Origin of the sequence: Bacillus sp. 7_6_55CFAA_CT2 (assembly GCF_000238655.1) — a bacterium.
Lineage (GTDB): Bacteria > Bacillota > Bacilli > Bacillales > Bacillaceae_G > Bacillus_A > Bacillus_A cereus.
Genome location: NZ_JH414715.1, coordinates 30,038 through 46,705, shown reverse-complemented (window position 1 = coordinate 46,705; position 16,668 = coordinate 30,038). Strand labels below are relative to the sequence as shown.

Genomic DNA, 16,668 nt, shown 5'->3' with positions numbered 1-16,668 from the left:
CATATCATAAATTATAGAAAAAATTAGAAAAAATATCCATAATAAAAAGAATAAGAGTACCTCTCCTATCCTTTCAAATAAAGCGAAACCTTAATCAGTCAGGGTCTTAATCCCCGGCAAATAGCGGGGTAAAATCGAATGGTATTTTCATATATTGTTTCTGCAACCTGATCAACAGATATGTTTTTTATAACACTAATTTCCTTTAATACATCTCGAATCATTCTCGGGTGCGTCATAACATCGTCTTGAAATTCCCACGGTCCATCTGTTTCTACCATCACATATTCAAGCGGATAATACGAAACAATTTTTCTAATCTTCTCCTTATGTAAAACATCCGGTGTAATCGAAATATAATAACCATTCTTCATCATCCGTTTCATTGTTTCATCACTTCCTTTAAACCAATGGAAATGTGCACGTGAAACTTTATATTTCTCTAGCAAATCACATACAGTGTCAGCATCTTCATAAACTGCGTGTAATATAATCGGCAAATTATACTTACTAGCTAGTTCTATAAATTTTTTCAATACAGCTATGTATGGATCTACAGCAATGCTTTCATCTTCTTTCCTCAAATAATAGGGCAAACCTACTTCACCAATCGCAACAATTTCCTCTGCGTTCTGTTCAATAAGTTTATAAATCTGTTCACACTCTTCTTTATGAATCTGTTGCTCTGGATGAAACCCTATCGCTGGATATATAAAGGGATACTTCTTAGCTAAAGATAACGTTTCCTTACAAGATTGATAATTCATAGATACAGCAATAAACCCCTTTATTTCATTACTATTTTCCACCTCTTTCAGTAATCTGTTCTTCTCTTCATCCTTATATTGATCAACATGTATATGACTATCAATCCATTTCATCTTTATGCCCCCATAAAAAAAACAAGAAAGGACTTCCTTTCTTGTTTTATCATCTATATTATTTAACAATTAAGTTTGTTATGATATCAAATAATCCAATACACACTACGGCAACAGTAAAGTAGCTACAGAAATCTTTAATTGGTAACTTCACTACTTCTTCTTTACGCATCCCATTTTTCTCCCTTCTTACTAGATCCCTAATTATTTTTCTATCTGTATCTATTATGCAAAAAATATGACAAATTTACTATCGAATTAACTTACGTAAACCTTACAATGTTGTAAGGTTTAAAAAAGGATCCTCATCTTTATTCAGATGAGGATTATTAAAAATTAGTTGGTTTTTCATTCTTCATTACAAACAGAAAGTAATACATTAAGACTTTCTAGTTACACTATATGAAAATTACTATCTTTTAACTATCGAATTACATTACAGAAGACTTACATGTTTGTAAGTTATGTGTAATGTAATTCGATAGTTTCCCTTACTTATATTTCGTACAATAAAGTTAGAAAGTAAGCCAAATAAGAAGAACAATCACATAACCAAATTGCATTGCTAGTAGCTACTCTTCTTATACCTTTCACCCATGCTACTACAATGTACCCCCTTCCCCTTTATATAATAAAAAAGCCTTAGTCTATATGGACTAGCTTTTTTGCTAACCCCTAAAATACCCTTACCTAGTATTTTTATTTTCGACAAAAAATAGCTGGGGGTATATTTCACTATCTCATCGTTAAAAGTTTACTCTTCGCATTTATAGGAATATTTGCAACCTCAATCTCTTCAATCGATTCACCGTAACGTCCTTTCGCAAAAACCTTTAATGCTTCATCTCTCTTTAACATATGCTTAACCGTTTTCTTTATTTTCTGCTCTCTACCACGTTCATCGAATGCAATAAATTCATATTCATACCACTCATCACCAATATGCTGACCAATTGTATTCACAACCGTATAGTATTCTTTCGTCTTATAAAATGGATTATATTTATCGATAACCGGTCCAAGTTTCGTAGGCAGTAACATTACTACTATCACTATCATCGCTATTATAGTAGTGATCATTTTTTTCTTCATAATAAACATTCCTCCTCTGCAGGATATATATACATCCATTTTAAAAAGGGGGAATAAAATCTACTATTGAATCTCATTACATTACACTTACATTTTTGTAAGAATTAAAAAAGGTGAACGAATTTACTCGTTCACCTTTTAGCTTGCTTTAAAGCCACCGCCAAGTACATCACGTACATCATGTATAACAACGAAAGCATCTTCATCTACCCGGCTAATAACTTGTTTTAACTTAACAAGCTCTTGTTTATTAATAACAACATATAAAACTTCTTTATTTTTACCAGTATATCCGCCGCGCCCTTCTAATACAGTAACACCGCGTGTCATATTTTTCGTAATAGCTTCACGAATTAAATCTGGTTGATTCGAAATAATCGTAACAGCCGTTTTTGTGTCCATTCCTTCTACAATGAAATCAATCACCTTCGCTCCAATGAACACAGCTACAAGTGTATACATTGCCTTTTCTTGCCCTATTATAAATACAGAACCAGCAATTACAACAATATCAATAATTAGTACGCCTTTACCTACACTCCAACCTAAATATTGATTTGCTAACCGAGCTAAGATTGCTGATCCTCCCGATGTACCTCCGGCTTTGAACATACAGCCTAATCCAATACCCACAAATAAACCAGCAAATAAAGCCGCTAATAATGTATCACTATTTACATGATACTCAATATGTTCTGTAACGTATAAAAACAAAGATGTTTCTACAATCCCTAAAATTGTATAAATCATTGTTTTCTTATCAAAAAATTTATAACCAATAGCTAGTAAAATTGCATTTATAGCAAAGTTCACAATTCCTGGTGACCAATCAAATAAGTAGTACGTAACAACCGTTAAACCAATAATTCCACCTTCCGATAAACGGTTTGGAATTGCAAAGTAATTAATACCAATTGCGAATAATAATGAACCAATTGTAATTAGTGTTATTTCCTTTATACGTTGATTAACCATAGTTCATACCCCCCCCATTTGACATTGTATCACTATCTCCTAGAGGTTTAGAAGTGGTTTTTTATTCCGCATTTTCCCTCTTAAAAATTGAAATATTATGTTTAAACAGAGGGTTGATTAATTATTCATATTTGCCCTAACTGCACGGACAAATTGCTCCACATTCCCTTTCTGAATATACTTAGCGCGAATGCTTTCATGACTACAAGTAAATTCAAAATACGGATGAAAATCTATGTTATCTATATGCAAATATGAATACTCTTTAAATATTGAAGAATAGTACGGGAATTTCCCGTAAAAAAGGAGACGTCTAGTAGTGGCAACAAAAACCCCATGTTGATACGATAATATAAAATTATCCTTCTTAAATATCCCTACCACAAAAGCCAGAATCTTTTCATCATCATCTACATACTTTTTCATACTCGATAAAAGTTCATTCATGCATATTCCTCCAAATTCTATTCATTGCATTAACACTTGAAAAGAATCCATGGATTATTACAAACCGGTTTAACTCCTTTATAAAGTATGAAACGCGTTTCCTGTCAAAGATATTTCAAAAAAATAATCCGTTATGCGATTATACACATAACGGATTAAAATTAAACCGTAGAGCGTTCCACAAGTTCGTATGGAATTTCCAGCTTTTCTTGTTTAGAACTCTCGTCATTCACTTTTCTATGCAACATTTCAAAAGCAGTTTTCCCTATCTCCTTTAAATTTTGATCAATAGTTGTCAATTGTAACACTTGCGAGATAGGTTGATTATCAAAGCCAATAATCGCTAAATCCTCAGGAACTTGAATCCCTAATTTTTCAACCTCTGTCATAACCCCAATCGCAACTTCATCACCTGCTACTATTAATGCTTCAGGAAGATCCTGCATCTCTTTTAACTTATGAGCCACTTTTACACCATCTTCTAGTGTAAAACATTCTGTAAAAATCCATTCTTCATTAACCTCTTCGTCTATAGATTGTAATTGCTGTTTATAAACATCAAAACGCTTTTGACTACTCGGCCCTAATTTTCTTCCCGTACAATAACCAATTTTTTTATAACCTTTCTCAATCAAATAATCCATTCCTAATTGAAAGGCCGCTGAATGATTCGTATATACACTTGAGATGTTTGAAATATCATTGTCTTCACAAGCAATTATTGCGCCGTAAGAAGCATACGGTTCTATCGTTTCCCAATCATTTGCACGTGAACAAATAATAAGACCATCCAATTGTTTTGTTTTTAACATATGTAAACTTTTCATTTCTTCTTTTTTATTATAATTCGTTTGGCAAAGTAGCACCCTGTAATTATGCGCTAACGCAGTCTCCATCATTCCGCTCACCATCGCATCAAAACACGGATGATTAATATAAGGTAAAATCACACCAACAATATTCGTTTTTCCTTTTGATAAATGAACAGCATTTGCGTTTTGCGAGTAATTCAATTTCTCAACTATCTCTATAACCGCTTTCCTTTTTTCTTCACTTACATATGGGTGATCATTCAACACTCTCGAAACAGTCGTAACTGAAACTCCCGCCATCTTTGCAATATCTTTAATATTAGCCATACACTCACCTCTACCTTTAAGTTAATGAATCTCATGAACATATGTCAAATCTTCTTATCATTACACCTTCATTCGTTTCTCTTACAAAAGTGTAATTTTTCTGTAAGCTAATTCGATAGTGAATTTCCGCAACATTTCATACAATTAAGTCAGAGACAAGGTAACAACTATTCGAAAAGGAGCGGATTAATATGATGAACAAAATGAAAACGAACAATTTCTTACATACAATGGGCATGATATTTTCCGCTCTTATCGACGCAAAAGCTATTGCTTCTACATTAAACAAGTAAGGAGAATATATTATGAATAACATCACTTTTAACAAATTAGATTTTTTAGGACTAGCTAGTGGCTCGCTTCTTCTTACTGCTTTTATTTACGCCGCTACGCTTGTATAACTTTGTGTCCCCTTTCCCCTTTATTATAAATAGTAATAGAAAAGACGACCGTCTATGCCCGGTCGTCTTTTCTTATTTTTGATTTGATTGCAAAGCTTCTTTTAACTCCTCAAACTTCTCATTTAATTGATCTGTCATCATTTTCATAACGGTTTTTCGATCTATTTGTTCTCCACCCTCAATTTGAATTGGATCTCCAAAAATCAATTGTGCCTTTTTCCCCTTTATTAATTCTTTTACACTTGATGGACCAACATAAGCTGCTGGTACTAACGGAACATTAGAACGCATCGCAATTGTCACAGCACCCGCTTTTAATGAAACATCTTCCGCTGATCTTGTTCCACTCGGAAAAATCCCTACTACCTTTCCTTCTTTTAATAAACGTGATGGAATTTTAAGTGTACTTGGTCCTGGATTCGCACGATCTACAGGGAATGCATTTACATTTTTAAAGAACCAATTTTTGAATTTCCCTTCAAATAATTCTTTTTTTGCCATGTAATGAATTTGAGTTGGGTACATCCCTGTAGCTAACATTAATACATCCATAAAACTTGTATGTGTACACGCAACAACATACGGACCACCTTCTGGTAGCTTTTCTCTTCCTTGCACTTCTACTTTCCCAGCTGTTTTAAATATATATTTCAACAAAAATGTAATTGGTTTATACATTTATTTCGTTCCTTTCTAAACATCCGAAGTATAATCATATTCTTACAACAATTATAACACTAAGTTTTAGGAGTTGGTAATAAAAATAAGTATGAATTGTTAAATTTCAATTCTTACAAAAGTGTAATTTTCTTGTAAGCTAATTCGATAGTTACTTCTTACTATATTTCATACAATTAAGTCAGAAACAGGGCAACAATTATTCGAAAAGGAGTCGATTAATATGATAAACAAAATGAAAACGAACAATTTCTTAAATACAATAGGTATGGTATTATCGGCTCTTTTCGATGCAAAAGCTGTTGCTTCTACATTAAACAAGTAAGGAGAATGTATTATGAATAACATCACTTTTAACAAATTAGACTTTTTCGGATTAGCTAGCGGCTCTCTTCTTCTTACTGCTTTTATTTACGCTGCTACGCTTGTATAACTTTGTGTCCCCTTTCCCCTTTATATAGAAAAAGACGACCGTCTATGCCCGGTCGTCTTTTTATTTTTTTCTTTCTTTCAACTCTTTTAAAAGCTGTATCAGCTCAGCTTGTTGTTTTATCTTTTTACGACCATTTCGATTAATTGCTGCAAGCTCACAGGCAACTCCGACGGCGAAGAAAAACAATAAACTTTCTAACATGTGAAATCCTCCATTTGCCTATTAAACAGCTTGACGTAATTGTTCTTCTTGTAAAACTCTATTATTTATATTTTCTTCTTTTCTCTGGCAAACGTTATTGCGAATAAGTGCTGCAATAACAAGTACAGTCCCTATAATATCAAACATTGTGATCTGATACCCTTGCATCATCATAATAACTAAAGTCGTAATTGGTACAAAATTAATAAATAAAATCCCATTAATGGATGATAAAATTTTCACACCGTAGTTCCAAGCAAGTAGCGCTACAATACCTGGCAATGTCATCATAAATAACAAATCATATTTTACAATAGAAATCGTTCCCATACTAGGAACTGAAACATATCCAAGCCACGTAATAATTACCGTTATAATTCCTGTAACAGTCGTACCGAATACACACGTCAACGTAGAATAACGTAATGTTGACCAATCACTACACGTTTGACCACCCATCGTATAAATAACCCAACCTATAACACCAATAAATATAAATGCTATTGGGAACATATTATCTTTCAATGTTACAAAGAAACTCATGTCACCTTTTGTAATAACAAACACAGCTCCTACAAAAGCAATAACCATACTCGTTATCGTATACTTCTTCGGTTTTATATGCTTATATCCCCATAAAATACAAATAGAAATCATCGGCATAAGTGCTTCCATAATGGAAGCTACCATTACACCCGACTTACCCATCAACATTTGCCCTAAAAATATGAGGACATTATATACTGTAAATGCCATCGTTCCAAAAAAGACGAGTAACTTTCCTCTTCCCTCTAAACGAAATGCCTGTTTTCCTTCTTTCATTAACAACAATACAATCAGCATTATCGCCACTGCTCCATAGCGAATAAGCGAAAAATAAAATGGATCTATGTATTCTAGCGCATGATCAGCAACTGGAAACATCGCTCCCCATGACATACTCGCAATTAAACACGCTACAGCCCCTATTATCATTTGACCTCTTCTCACCGCAATCCCCCGTTTCTTTCTATTTGCACAAAGAGAATTGTAAAAGAAAAAATATATCACGTAAAATGATTCAAAATGATGTTAACTATCATTTATAATGATAGTTAACATCAAGGGGGATTACAAAATGGAATTACGAGACTTACAAATCTTTAAAAGCGTTGCCGATCAGGGTAGTGTAAGTAGCGCAGCAAAGGAATTAAATTATGTACAATCAAATGTAACTGCACGTATTAAACAACTAGAAAACGAATTAAAAACCCCACTCTTTTACCGCCATAAACGAGGAATGACTTTAACAGCTGAAGGAAGAAAAATGCTCGTTTATGTTAGTAAAATTTTGCAAGATGTCGACGAACTAAAACAAGTATTTTTAGATAGCGAAACACCCTCCGGTATATTGAAAATCGGTACAGTCGAAACAGTAAGTACACTGCCTACCATTTTATCTTCTTACTATAAAAGCTATCCAAATGTCGATTTATCATTACAAGCGGGTCTAACAGAAGAATTAATTAAAGAAGTACTTGATCATCAATTGGATGGCGCCTTTATATCAGGTCCTATTAAACATCCACTAATCGAACAATACGATGTTAGTACAGAGAAATTAATGCTTATAACACAAAATAAAGCCTTTCATATAGAAGAATTTACAACAACGCCTCTACTCGTTTTTAACCAAGGATGTGGATACCGCTCCAAACTAGAACGTTGGCTTAAAGATGAAGGTTTGCTACCAAAAAGAATTATGGAATTCAATATATTAGAGACAATATTAAACAGCGTTGCACTCGGCCTCGGAATTACACTCGTACCACAGTCTGCTGTCCATCATCTTTCTAAAGCAGGTAAGGTACATTGTCATGCAATCCCTGAAAAATACGGCAGTATTTCAACGGTTTTCATACGCCGTAAAGATAGCTATATGACGAATTCAATGCGTAGTTTTTTAAAAACAATTGAAGAACATCATCATATCAATATGCTGTGAAAGACATTCTTACATGAATGTCTTTTTTTCTTACAAAAGTGTAAGTCTTTCGTAAGCTAATTCGATAGTTGCAAGTGGACATATTTCCTATAATTAAGACATAAGCAGGGCAACAACAATTCGAAAAGGAGCGGATACGCATGATGAACAATATGAAATCAAATAAATTTTTAAATACAATGGGCATGGTGCTATCCGCACTTGTCGATGCAAAAGCTGTTGCAACTACATTAAACAAATAAGGAGAGATTATAATGAACAACATTACTTTCAACAAATCAGACTTCATCGGACTTGCAAGTGGAGCTACTCTTCTTACGGCTTTCATTTACACACTTGCTCAAGGTCTTGTTTAACACTTTGTTTCCCCAAACCCCTTTATATAGAAAAAGCTGCTCGTCTTATAGACAAGCAGCTTTTTAGTTTGTTTCATATATAATTTGACCTGTTTTCGTAATATCATATCCGCCAATCGCATTTAATTCATTATGAAATTCTTCCGATTGCAGAATGTCTTTCACGACTTCAATCAGCTCTTCATTTTCTTTATTCTTCAAAATTACTAAATCATACTGTTCTTTCATGATTGGAATAAAGTCCACATTTACAATTTGCGAAAACTTTTCTGAACCTACTCCTACATCAGCTTTTCCATTTGCAACTTGCGTGGCAACACCAAGATGATTCGATTCTTCCCATTCATATCCACTAATATCAGCTTTATTTAATTTTTGGATTCGTAATTGTTCATCCACTAACACTCTAATACCAGAACCCTTTTCTCGATTTACAAACTTTATAGTGGATCCGGATATGTCGGCCCATGTCTTTATTTTCTTCGGATTTCCTTTTTGGACATAAAACCCTACATTTCTGGACAATAAATTAATCATAATACATGGCTGTCCTACTAAAATGCGTTTTACATAAGGAACATTATATGTACCCGTTTCACCATCAAACAAATGCAAACTAACGATACTTCCTTCTCCTTGATACATTTTCACTAAACTTGTTAAGCTACCTTGATAGGCCCTTAAAACATTAGAACTTAGCAAACGATTTTCTATACGTTTAGCTAACATATCTAACGTTAGTTCTTGACCACTAATAATACACGTGTTCAAGATACTACTACCATCGTTTTTTACAGGATTAACTTGTACCTTTCCTGTTTTCATTTGCTTTATATATTGATCTAAATCTGCTGCATCAATGCGCATCTGTCTACCAACTCTATAAGAAGGAAGTTCTCCTTTTTTAATTAAGTCGTATACAGTTAATTTTGATACTTTTAATCGCTTTGCTACTTCTTCCGTTGTGTAGGAATGATGATCCATAGACGATTCCTCACTTTCTCCTTTCATTGTAACAAAGAAAAGAATATTTCTCCTATTTTTTAAAAATAGATATATGTTCAAATTACATTCAATTATAACTAGTTATATTTAGAGATAATTAGTTATAATTAGATGTATCAAAACGAAAGGGGATTTTTTTATGAATAAATTTACATTACGTTCCATCGGGGCACTTATACTTTCTTTCCTTCTTATATTTAGTGCTGCTTGTACAAGTGGGGAAAAGCATACAAAGTCAGCTGCTAAAGAGGAGAAAACAGTTGAACTGACTATCTCAGCTGCTGCAAGCTTACAAGATGCATTAAAAGAAATCGAAAAACAATATAAAGAAAAAGAGCCAAATATCAAACTTTCTTTTAACTTCGGTGCTTCTGGAGCACTTCAACAACAAATTGAACAAGGTGCACCTGCTGATTTATTCTTCTCTGCAGCAGAAGATAAATTCCAAACCCTTGTAAAAAAAGGATTCATTAGTGAAAAAGAAGGGAAAAATCTTCTTGGAAATGAACTAGTTCTAGTCATCCCTAAAGATAGTTCACTTACAAAATTTCAAGATTTAAAAGATGAGAAAATCAAAAAAATTGCACTTGGTACACCTGAATCTGTACCTGCTGGCAAATATGCAAAGGCTTCTCTAACACACGAAAACCTTTGGAATGATGTTCAAAATAAAGTCGTATTTACAAAAGATGTTCGCCAAGTGTTAACATATGTAGAAACAGGGAATGTTGATGCTGGCATCGTATACAAAACAGATGCTCTCATTTCGGATAAAGTAAAGATTGGTGAGACAGCAGCAGCTACTTCTCATGAGCCAATCCACTATCCTTTAGGTGTTATAAAGGAATCTAAACATAAGAAAGAGGCGACTTCATTTTATGAGTATTTGCAGTCAAAAGATGCACAATCTATCTTTAAGAAATATGGATTTACAGTTCTGTCGTAATCACTATGAGCATTGATGCTATTTTATCGCCTGTCTTTCTATCTTTAAGAGTAGCTGCGTGCGCCACTATTCTCGTTACAATTTTAGGGACAATTGTCGGGCGAGCACTAGCTCGCTCCTCATGGCGATATAAAGTACTATTAGAAACCATATTTTTATTACCAATGGTACTTCCACCAACTGTTATCGGCTTCTTTCTCATTATCATCTTTGGAAACAACAGCCCGATCGGAAAGTGGGTTGAATCATTATTTCAGCAGTCTATTATGTTCACATCTACTGCTGCGATTATCGCTTCTACAGTTGTTGCATTTCCGCTTATGTACCAATCAGCGAAAACGGGATTTTCTATCGCAAATGTACAAATTGAAGAAAGTGCTCGTGACCTTGGCGCAAGTGAATATCAAGTTTTTCTGCACGTTACACTTCCACTCGCATTTCCTGCCTTACTAAGCGGGATGATTTTGAGCTTTGTCCGCGCGCTCGGTGAGTTTGGTGCTACACTCATGTTTGCCGGGAACATTCCTGGTAAAACACAGACAATCCCAACTGCAATTTACATGGCTATTGATGCAAGTAATATGCAACTCGCCTGGACACTTGTAGTTATTACTATCGGTATGTCACTCGTATTTCTACTATGTATTCAACTTATTAATAAAAGAATTACTAACTCTTAAAGCAGCTTTTGTCGAAGCTGCTTCTTTATTTCTTAGGAAATAAAATATACCAATGGGAAATAACTGAATTTTACCTCTTATTTAAATATACATTTTATTTGAATTCACTTTCTAAAATAGGCAATTTCCTGTTATTATATGGAGGTGTTTCAAAAAATGAAGAAATGAAAACGCATTTATATTGTGAATTCTTCATCCTGTTTTAGCGATCGGTAATCTTCTACTCTATTAGTGGGGCATTACCGATCGTTAGAACGATATGTAACTATATTGGTATAGCAAACCGAAGGGAGTCTTGTAATGGACATTTTATTAGCGCTTCTTCCTGCAATTGCATGGGGAAACATCTTATTAGTAAGCGTAAAAATGGGCGGTGGTGCATATAGCCAAACGGTAGGTATGACAATCGGTGCTCTATTCTTCGCAACAATTATGTATGTATTTACTCAACCAGCTTTAACAATGACAATCTTAATTGTTGGTTTTATTTCAGGTTTATTCTGGGCTTTAGGACAAGTAAACCAATTAAAAACAGTTGAAAAACTAGGTGTTTCAACTACTGTAACGATTTCTACTGGTATGCAACTTGTTGCAACTTCTATCTTTGGGGTTATCGCTTTCCGTGAGTGGACTACTACTACAACGATCATTCTGGGAACGATTGCAATCCTATTAATTGTAGTTGGTGTTGTATTCACATCATTAGATGATAAAGAAAATGCTCAGCCACCTGGACAATTGAAAAAAGGACTTCTTACTTTAATTGTTTCTACTTTCGGCTATCTTGTATATGTAATTATTATTCGTTGGTATAATATTGATGGTTGGTCTGCTATTTTACCACAAGCAGTTGGTATGTTTGTTGGTGCGGTTGTACTGACGTCTAAACATAAACCGTTTAACAAATATGCAATCCGTAATGCTTTGTCTGGTTTACTATGGGGAACTGGAAACTTATTCTTACTTCTTTCATTACCACGTGTTGGAGTAGCAACAAGCTTCCCATTATCTCAAACTGGAATCGTTATCTCAACATTCGGTGCGATTGTATTCTTAGGTGAAAAGAAAACAAAACGTCAATTGATCTTTATTGCACTAGGTAGTGTTTTAATTATCGGCGGCGCTGTATTACTTGGTATGACAAAAGCATAATCTTATATTCTATTAGTAAACCCCTGAAGCATATATGCTTCAGGGGTTTTTCAATTCTAATTATTTTCTAGATATAATTATTTGTATGTTCTTGCCCCTTATAATTGCTCTTCCACTCTAGCAAACCAGCTACACATATAAAGAGATTAATAACAGTTAATATTAGCATGAATTTCCGCCTTCTCATTATCCATTCCATCTACGGTAAGTCTTTTCTTTTTACAACATTCTCTTAAAGATGATATCGTTTTTATAACATATCTCTACTAGAAAGGAATAAAGAATATGCTAACTAAACATCGAATTTTATTTATTGGTGCCGGTCGTATGGCAGAAGCTATATTTTCCGGATTACTTAAAACAAGCAAAGAGTACATCGAAGAAATTATCGTCTCTAATCGAAGCAACGTAGAAAAGCTAAAACAGTTACAACATCGATATAATGTGTCTACTGCAACAGATTGGAAACAGCATGTTACATCTGTTGATACGGTTGTTTTAGCAATGCCACCTTCTGCTCATGAAGAGTTATTAGCTGAGCTATCTCCGTTAATATCAAATCAACTAGTCGTAACAGTCGCAGCTGGCATTGGACCATCTTATTTAGAAGCTAGACTCCCAAAGGGCACGCCTGTTGCTTGGATTATGCCTAATACAGCTGCTGAAATTGGAAAATCTATCTCCTTATATACAATGGGACAATCAGTAAATGAGATGCATCAAGAAACCCTGCAACTGCTTTTAAAAGGTATTGGTACTTCGCAACTTTGTACTGAGGAAGAAGTTCATCAGCTTACTGCAGTTACTGGAAGTGCACCAGCCTTCCTTTATTACTTTGCTGAAAGCTTAATTGAAACAACAAAAAGTTATGGAGTCGATGAAGAAACCGCAAAACATCTTGTCATTCAAATGATTTCTGGCTCTGCTTCTATGCTCGAACAAACGCAAAATCCAGCTAACCTCCGCGAACAAGTAACAACGCCAGGTGGTTCCACAGCTGAGGGTCTCAAAACTTTATACGAATATAATTTTTCAGAGGCAATTCAAAAAGCAGTAGAAGCAACAAACAAAAAAGCTAGGGGGAAATAATATGATTTTAACAAGTTTAAAAGACTATACAACATTACATAACGGTGTAAAAATGCCTTGGTTTGGTTTAGGTGTTTTTAAAGTAGAAGATGGTTCAGAAGTAATTGATTCTGTAAAAGCAGCAATTAAAAATGGCTACCGCAGCATCGATACTGCAGCAATCTATCAAAATGAAGAAGGCGTTGGACAAGCGATTCGTGAATCCGGTGTTTCACGCGAAGAATTATTTATTACCTCAAAAGTATGGAATAGCGATCAAGGATATGAAACAACACTTCAAGCATTTGAAACTACATTAGAGAAATTAGGTCTAGAATATTTAGATTTATATTTAGTACATTGGCCTGTAAAAGGGAAATATACCGAATCATGGAAAGCATTAGAAAAACTTTATAAAGATGGCCGTGTTCGCGCTATCGGTGTGAGTAATTTCCACATTCACCACTTACAAGACGTATTTGAAATTGCTGAAATTAAGCCAATGGTCAACCAAGTGGAATACCACCCACGTTTAGCACAAGAAGAGTTACATGCATTCTGTAAAGAACATAATATTCAGCTTGAAGCTTGGTCACCATTAATGCAAGGACAACTACTAGATAATCCAACATTACAAGAAATTGCGACAAAATATAATAAATCAACTGCGCAAATTATTTTACGCTGGGATTTACAAAACGAAGTTGTAACAATTCCCAAATCAATTAAAGAACATCGCATTATTGAAAATGCAAACATCTTCGACTTTGAATTAAGTGCTGATGATATGAAAGCAATTCAAGCTTTAAATGAAGATCGTCGCGTTGGTCCAGATCCAGATAACTTTAACTTCTAGTAGAAAAACCACTGCCCTATGCAGTGGTTTTTTCGTTTAATAAAACTGAAAATTTAAACTATATTTCATTTAGTTGACACTTCATTATTCAAGGTGTAAGATTTTGAATTATCAAAGAAACACAAAAATTAATAAAATTTATTCGTTTACTCATTGTATCAAGAGAGGTGGAGGGACTGGCCCTTTGAAACCTCGGCAACAGGTTCATTTTGAATACTGTGCCACTTCCTGCAAGCTTTATGCTTGAAAGATAGAATGAGGGACTTCGTTTATATACGGGTGCATAACTTGTACGTAAAAATCCCTCTTTCTCAATATGAAAAGAGGGATTTTTTATTTTTCATTTCCCTCATCATCATCCAAACTTAATTATTTAGGAGGAAAATCAAATGAAAAAGAAGTTTGTACCCGGTATTGCATCAGTTGTAGGAGTAAGTATTTTATTAACTGGTTGCGGTAGTTATAAAAACGAAGCAAGCGGAGCAAATGCAAAAGACGAGGCACCTAGTAAACAGGTTTTAAACTTATCTTCACCTACTGAAATACGAACAATGGATACGGCTCGTGCTACAGATACTGATTCTGGTCAAGTAATGAGAAACGTATTTGAAGGTTTGTATAATCTTGGTGAAGGTAACAAACCTGTTCCTGGTGTTGCAAAATCTCATGAAGTAAGTGGCGATAAAACGAAATACACATTCCATTTGCGAGATTCAAAATGGTCAAACGGCACTCCTGTTACAGCGAAAGATTTTGTGTTCGCTTGGCAAAGAGCCGTAGATCCAGCAACAGCCTCTGAATATGCATTTCTATTCTTTGATATTAAAAACGCAACAAAAATTAACAACAAAGAACTTCCAGCCGACCAACTTGGTGTAAAAGCAGTTGATGACCATACGTTTGAGGTAGAATTGGAGCGTCCTGTTCCGTATTTTATTAGCTTAACAGCGTTCCCAACATTTCTACCAATTAACGAGGAATTCTTTAAAGCACAAGGTGATAAGTACGCTTTAGAAGATAATACAATCTTGTACAACGGGGCTTTTACACTAAGCGATTGGAAGCACGAACAAAGCTTTAAATTCAAGAAAAACCCTACCTATTGGGATAAAGATACTGTCAAACTAGAAGAAATCAATTTTAACGTCGTAAAAGAAAAATCAACAGAAGTAAATTTATTCGAGTCAAAACAATTAGATCGTATAAAACTAACATCTGACTTCGTCGATAAATATAAAAAGGATGCTAACTTTAAAGAACGTCCAAACGTAGGCGTACAATTTTTACGTATGAATCAACAAAACAAAGTGCTTCAAAACGTTTCTGCACGCCAAGCAATTGATCAAACAATTGATAGAAAATCCTTTGTAAATACGTTATTAAATGATGGATCTACACCAACATTTGGTCTCGTTCCAAAAAACTTTGCAAAAGGACCTGAAGGAAAAGACTTCCGTACTGCAAATGGCGATTTAACAAAAGTTGATACAAAATCTGCACAAGAGTTATGGAAAAAAGCTAAACAAGAGCTTGGTTCTGAAAAGATAACATTAGAATTATTAACGAGTGATGCTGACCTTGATAAGAAAACTGGTGAATTCTTAAAAGGACAACTAGAAAAGAATCTAGATGGATTAACAGTAAATATAAAACCGCAACCGCGTAAGCAACAAGTTTCGCTTTTATTAAAAGGTGACTACGAAATCGGAATTGATGGCTGGAGCCCTGACTTTGCGGATCCAATTACATTCCTTGAGCTATTTACAACGAATAACCCTTATAACTTAGATCATTACTCTAATAAGGAATTCGATGAAACAATAGCAAAAGTGAAAACAACTTTAGCTGGTGATGAAAAAGCTCGCTGGGAAGCATTACTAGCATCCGAGAAAATATTATTTAAAGACTCTGTTATCGCTCCTCTTTACCAAAAAGGCGAATCTTATTTAGAACGTTCTTATGTGAAAGGAATTGTGCAAGTAGACTTTGCAGGGCAATTAAACTTCAAGTGGGCAAAAATTGAAAAATAAAGTGAAACTTTAATAAGTGGGGGTTTCTTCATCCCCACTTATTATTAGCCCACACCAATTGTTTTTTTAGCAAAATATATTAAAAATAGGTTCTCTCACACATGAGAATCCGCTTTTTCAATATATTATTCTAAGAAATTAACAATCTATTTTTATTATTGACATATAGTTCTTTCCAGTGTTAATATTCTAAATAATCAAAGAAACGAAATATTTCACCATCAAAATATAATGTCTACTACGTTGAAACATATAACGATAGATTATAGATCAACATGTATATACATATAGAACACCTGATTACCTATAAACAAATATTTATAATAGGTTTTATCTCCTTCTAT

19 protein-coding genes and 1 riboswitch are annotated in these 16,668 nt (G+C 34.2%); of the genes, 10 read left to right on the top strand and 9 right to left on the bottom strand.

Annotated elements, in window-relative coordinates; translation table 11 throughout:
- Positions 1 to 98: 98 nt before the first annotated feature.
- From HMPREF1014_RS26885 to HMPREF1014_RS26860, 5 genes are all read right to left on the bottom strand, one after another.
- Positions 99 to 881: a TatD family hydrolase gene (locus tag HMPREF1014_RS26885; protein ID WP_000871061.1), complete on the bottom strand. Its 783-nt coding sequence runs from the start codon at positions 879 to 881 to the stop codon at positions 99 to 101.
- 735 nt (positions 882 to 1,616) lie between these two features.
- A complete protein-coding gene (locus HMPREF1014_RS26875) occupies positions 1,617 to 1,973 on the bottom strand; it encodes a YxeA family protein (protein ID WP_000728422.1) in 357 nt (118 codons plus the stop codon).
- Positions 1,974 to 2,111: 138 nt separating this feature from the next.
- Positions 2,112 to 2,948 (bottom strand): YitT family protein, encoded by an 837-nt coding sequence (locus HMPREF1014_RS26870; protein WP_000248040.1) that lies wholly within the window; start codon positions 2,946 to 2,948, stop codon positions 2,112 to 2,114.
- Between the two features lie 117 nt (positions 2,949 to 3,065).
- A complete protein-coding gene (locus HMPREF1014_RS26865; RefSeq protein ID WP_001004248.1) occupies positions 3,066 to 3,395 on the bottom strand; it encodes a PH domain-containing protein in 330 nt (109 codons plus the stop codon).
- A gap of 161 nt (positions 3,396 to 3,556) precedes the next feature.
- Positions 3,557 to 4,534 carry a LacI family DNA-binding transcriptional regulator gene (locus HMPREF1014_RS26860; RefSeq protein WP_001273904.1) on the bottom strand — a complete coding sequence of 326 codons (978 nt, stop codon included), beginning with the start codon at positions 4,532 to 4,534 and terminating at the stop codon, positions 3,557 to 3,559.
- 305 nt (positions 4,535 to 4,839) lie between these two features.
- Here HMPREF1014_RS26860 and HMPREF1014_RS30915 point away from each other — a divergent pair, with 305 nt between their 5' ends.
- A complete protein-coding gene (locus HMPREF1014_RS30915) occupies positions 4,840 to 4,935 on the top strand; it encodes a DUF3948 family protein (protein WP_001060007.1) in 96 nt (31 codons plus the stop codon).
- A 72-nt stretch (positions 4,936 to 5,007) separates the two neighbouring features.
- On the opposite strand, the gene HMPREF1014_RS26850 is transcribed toward HMPREF1014_RS30915, so the two are convergent.
- A complete protein-coding gene (locus tag HMPREF1014_RS26850) occupies positions 5,008 to 5,613 on the bottom strand; it encodes a lysophospholipid acyltransferase family protein (RefSeq protein WP_000277780.1) in 606 nt (201 codons plus the stop codon).
- Positions 5,614 to 5,950: 337 nt separating this feature from the next.
- On the opposite strand from HMPREF1014_RS26850, the gene HMPREF1014_RS30905 reads away from it, so the two are divergent.
- Positions 5,951 to 6,046 carry a DUF3948 family protein gene (locus HMPREF1014_RS30905; RefSeq protein ID WP_001059995.1) on the top strand — a complete coding sequence of 32 codons (96 nt, stop codon included), beginning with the start codon at positions 5,951 to 5,953 and terminating at the stop codon, positions 6,044 to 6,046.
- Between the two features lie 60 nt (positions 6,047 to 6,106).
- On the opposite strand, the gene HMPREF1014_RS26840 is transcribed toward HMPREF1014_RS30905, so the two are convergent.
- Together HMPREF1014_RS26840 and HMPREF1014_RS26835 are read right to left on the bottom strand one after the other, a co-directional pair.
- The gene (locus tag HMPREF1014_RS26840) at positions 6,107 to 6,247 is read right to left on the bottom strand and encodes a YrzO family protein (RefSeq protein ID WP_000894063.1); all 141 of its coding nucleotides are present in this window, start codon (positions 6,245 to 6,247) and stop codon (positions 6,107 to 6,109) included.
- Positions 6,248 to 6,268: 21 nt separating this feature from the next.
- Positions 6,269 to 7,237 carry a DMT family transporter gene (locus tag HMPREF1014_RS26835; RefSeq protein WP_009327647.1) on the bottom strand — a complete coding sequence of 323 codons (969 nt, stop codon included), beginning with the start codon at positions 7,235 to 7,237 and terminating at the stop codon, positions 6,269 to 6,271.
- 127 nt (positions 7,238 to 7,364) lie between these two features.
- Here HMPREF1014_RS26835 and HMPREF1014_RS26830 point away from each other — a divergent pair, with 127 nt between their 5' ends.
- Entirely contained in the window at positions 7,365 to 8,231 is an 867-nt protein-coding gene (locus tag HMPREF1014_RS26830) for a LysR family transcriptional regulator (protein WP_000423030.1), read from the top strand.
- A 254-nt stretch (positions 8,232 to 8,485) separates the two neighbouring features.
- A complete protein-coding gene (locus tag HMPREF1014_RS26820) occupies positions 8,486 to 8,587 on the top strand; it encodes a DUF3948 family protein (RefSeq protein ID WP_001060018.1) in 102 nt (33 codons plus the stop codon).
- A gap of 63 nt (positions 8,588 to 8,650) precedes the next feature.
- Here the strand turns inward: HMPREF1014_RS26820 and HMPREF1014_RS26815 are convergent, their stop codons facing one another.
- Entirely contained in the window at positions 8,651 to 9,571 is a 921-nt protein-coding gene (locus HMPREF1014_RS26815) for a substrate-binding domain-containing protein (protein ID WP_009327646.1), read from the bottom strand.
- A 160-nt stretch (positions 9,572 to 9,731) separates the two neighbouring features.
- Here HMPREF1014_RS26815 and modA point away from each other — a divergent pair, with 160 nt between their 5' ends.
- The 6 genes from modA to HMPREF1014_RS26785 all read left to right on the top strand — a co-directional run bounded on the left by modA (position 9,732) and on the right by HMPREF1014_RS26785 (position 16,324).
- Positions 9,732 to 10,538, top strand: a complete 807-nt coding sequence (gene modA / locus HMPREF1014_RS26810; protein WP_001032232.1) for a molybdate ABC transporter substrate-binding protein — start codon at positions 9,732 to 9,734, stop codon at positions 10,536 to 10,538.
- A 5-nt stretch (positions 10,539 to 10,543) separates the two neighbouring features.
- Entirely contained in the window at positions 10,544 to 11,218 is a 675-nt protein-coding gene (gene modB / locus HMPREF1014_RS26805; protein ID WP_000020526.1) for a molybdate ABC transporter permease subunit, read from the top strand.
- 300 nt (positions 11,219 to 11,518) lie between these two features.
- On the top strand, positions 11,519 to 12,370 hold the full coding sequence (locus HMPREF1014_RS26800; RefSeq protein WP_000353544.1) for a GRP family sugar transporter: 852 nt from the start codon (positions 11,519 to 11,521) through the stop codon (positions 12,368 to 12,370).
- A 285-nt stretch (positions 12,371 to 12,655) separates the two neighbouring features.
- Positions 12,656 to 13,459 carry a pyrroline-5-carboxylate reductase gene (proC, locus tag HMPREF1014_RS26795; protein WP_000956278.1) on the top strand — a complete coding sequence of 268 codons (804 nt, stop codon included), beginning with the start codon at positions 12,656 to 12,658 and terminating at the stop codon, positions 13,457 to 13,459.
- Position 13,460: 1 nt separating this feature from the next.
- Positions 13,461 to 14,294, top strand: coding sequence for a glyoxal/methylglyoxal reductase (pgoN, locus tag HMPREF1014_RS26790; protein ID WP_000604196.1), 834 nt, complete (start codon positions 13,461 to 13,463; stop codon positions 14,292 to 14,294).
- Positions 14,295 to 14,446: 152 nt separating this feature from the next.
- A riboswitch (SAM riboswitch) is annotated at positions 14,447 to 14,551 on the top strand.
- Between the two features lie 132 nt (positions 14,552 to 14,683).
- Positions 14,684 to 16,324: a peptide ABC transporter substrate-binding protein gene (locus HMPREF1014_RS26785; RefSeq protein ID WP_000726474.1), complete on the top strand. Its 1,641-nt coding sequence runs from the start codon at positions 14,684 to 14,686 to the stop codon at positions 16,322 to 16,324.
- Positions 16,325 to 16,668: the final 344 nt, after the last annotated feature.

Excerpts from the sequence above, each read along its gene's own strand:
- HMPREF1014_RS26885 (WP_000871061.1), bottom strand. The coding sequence starts at position 881 with ATGAAATGGATTGATAGTCATATACATGTTGATCAATATAAGGATGAA.
- HMPREF1014_RS26875 (WP_000728422.1), bottom strand. The coding sequence starts at position 1,973 with ATGAAGAAAAAAATGATCACTACTATAATAGCGATGATAGTGATAGTA.
- HMPREF1014_RS26870 (WP_000248040.1), bottom strand. The coding sequence starts at position 2,948 with ATGGTTAATCAACGTATAAAGGAAATAACACTAATTACAATTGGTTCA.
- HMPREF1014_RS26865 (WP_001004248.1), bottom strand. The coding sequence starts at position 3,395 with ATGAATGAACTTTTATCGAGTATGAAAAAGTATGTAGATGATGATGAA.
- HMPREF1014_RS26860 (WP_001273904.1), bottom strand. The coding sequence starts at position 4,534 with ATGGCTAATATTAAAGATATTGCAAAGATGGCGGGAGTTTCAGTTACG.
- HMPREF1014_RS30915 (WP_001060007.1), top strand. The coding sequence starts at position 4,840 with ATGAATAACATCACTTTTAACAAATTAGATTTTTTAGGACTAGCTAGT.
- HMPREF1014_RS26850 (WP_000277780.1), bottom strand. The coding sequence starts at position 5,613 with ATGTATAAACCAATTACATTTTTGTTGAAATATATATTTAAAACAGCT.
- HMPREF1014_RS30905 (WP_001059995.1), top strand. The coding sequence starts at position 5,951 with ATGAATAACATCACTTTTAACAAATTAGACTTTTTCGGATTAGCTAGC.
- HMPREF1014_RS26840 (WP_000894063.1), bottom strand. The coding sequence starts at position 6,247 with ATGTTAGAAAGTTTATTGTTTTTCTTCGCCGTCGGAGTTGCCTGTGAG.
- HMPREF1014_RS26830 (WP_000423030.1), top strand. The coding sequence starts at position 7,365 with ATGGAATTACGAGACTTACAAATCTTTAAAAGCGTTGCCGATCAGGGT.
- HMPREF1014_RS26820 (WP_001060018.1), top strand. The coding sequence starts at position 8,486 with ATGAACAACATTACTTTCAACAAATCAGACTTCATCGGACTTGCAAGT.
- HMPREF1014_RS26815 (WP_009327646.1), bottom strand. The coding sequence starts at position 9,571 with ATGGATCATCATTCCTACACAACGGAAGAAGTAGCAAAGCGATTAAAA.
- modA (WP_001032232.1), top strand. The coding sequence starts at position 9,732 with ATGAATAAATTTACATTACGTTCCATCGGGGCACTTATACTTTCTTTC.
- modB (WP_000020526.1), top strand. The coding sequence starts at position 10,544 with ATGAGCATTGATGCTATTTTATCGCCTGTCTTTCTATCTTTAAGAGTA.
- HMPREF1014_RS26800 (WP_000353544.1), top strand. The coding sequence starts at position 11,519 with ATGGACATTTTATTAGCGCTTCTTCCTGCAATTGCATGGGGAAACATC.
- proC (WP_000956278.1), top strand. The coding sequence starts at position 12,656 with ATGCTAACTAAACATCGAATTTTATTTATTGGTGCCGGTCGTATGGCA.
- pgoN (WP_000604196.1), top strand. The coding sequence starts at position 13,461 with ATGATTTTAACAAGTTTAAAAGACTATACAACATTACATAACGGTGTA.
- HMPREF1014_RS26785 (WP_000726474.1), top strand. The coding sequence starts at position 14,684 with ATGAAAAAGAAGTTTGTACCCGGTATTGCATCAGTTGTAGGAGTAAGT.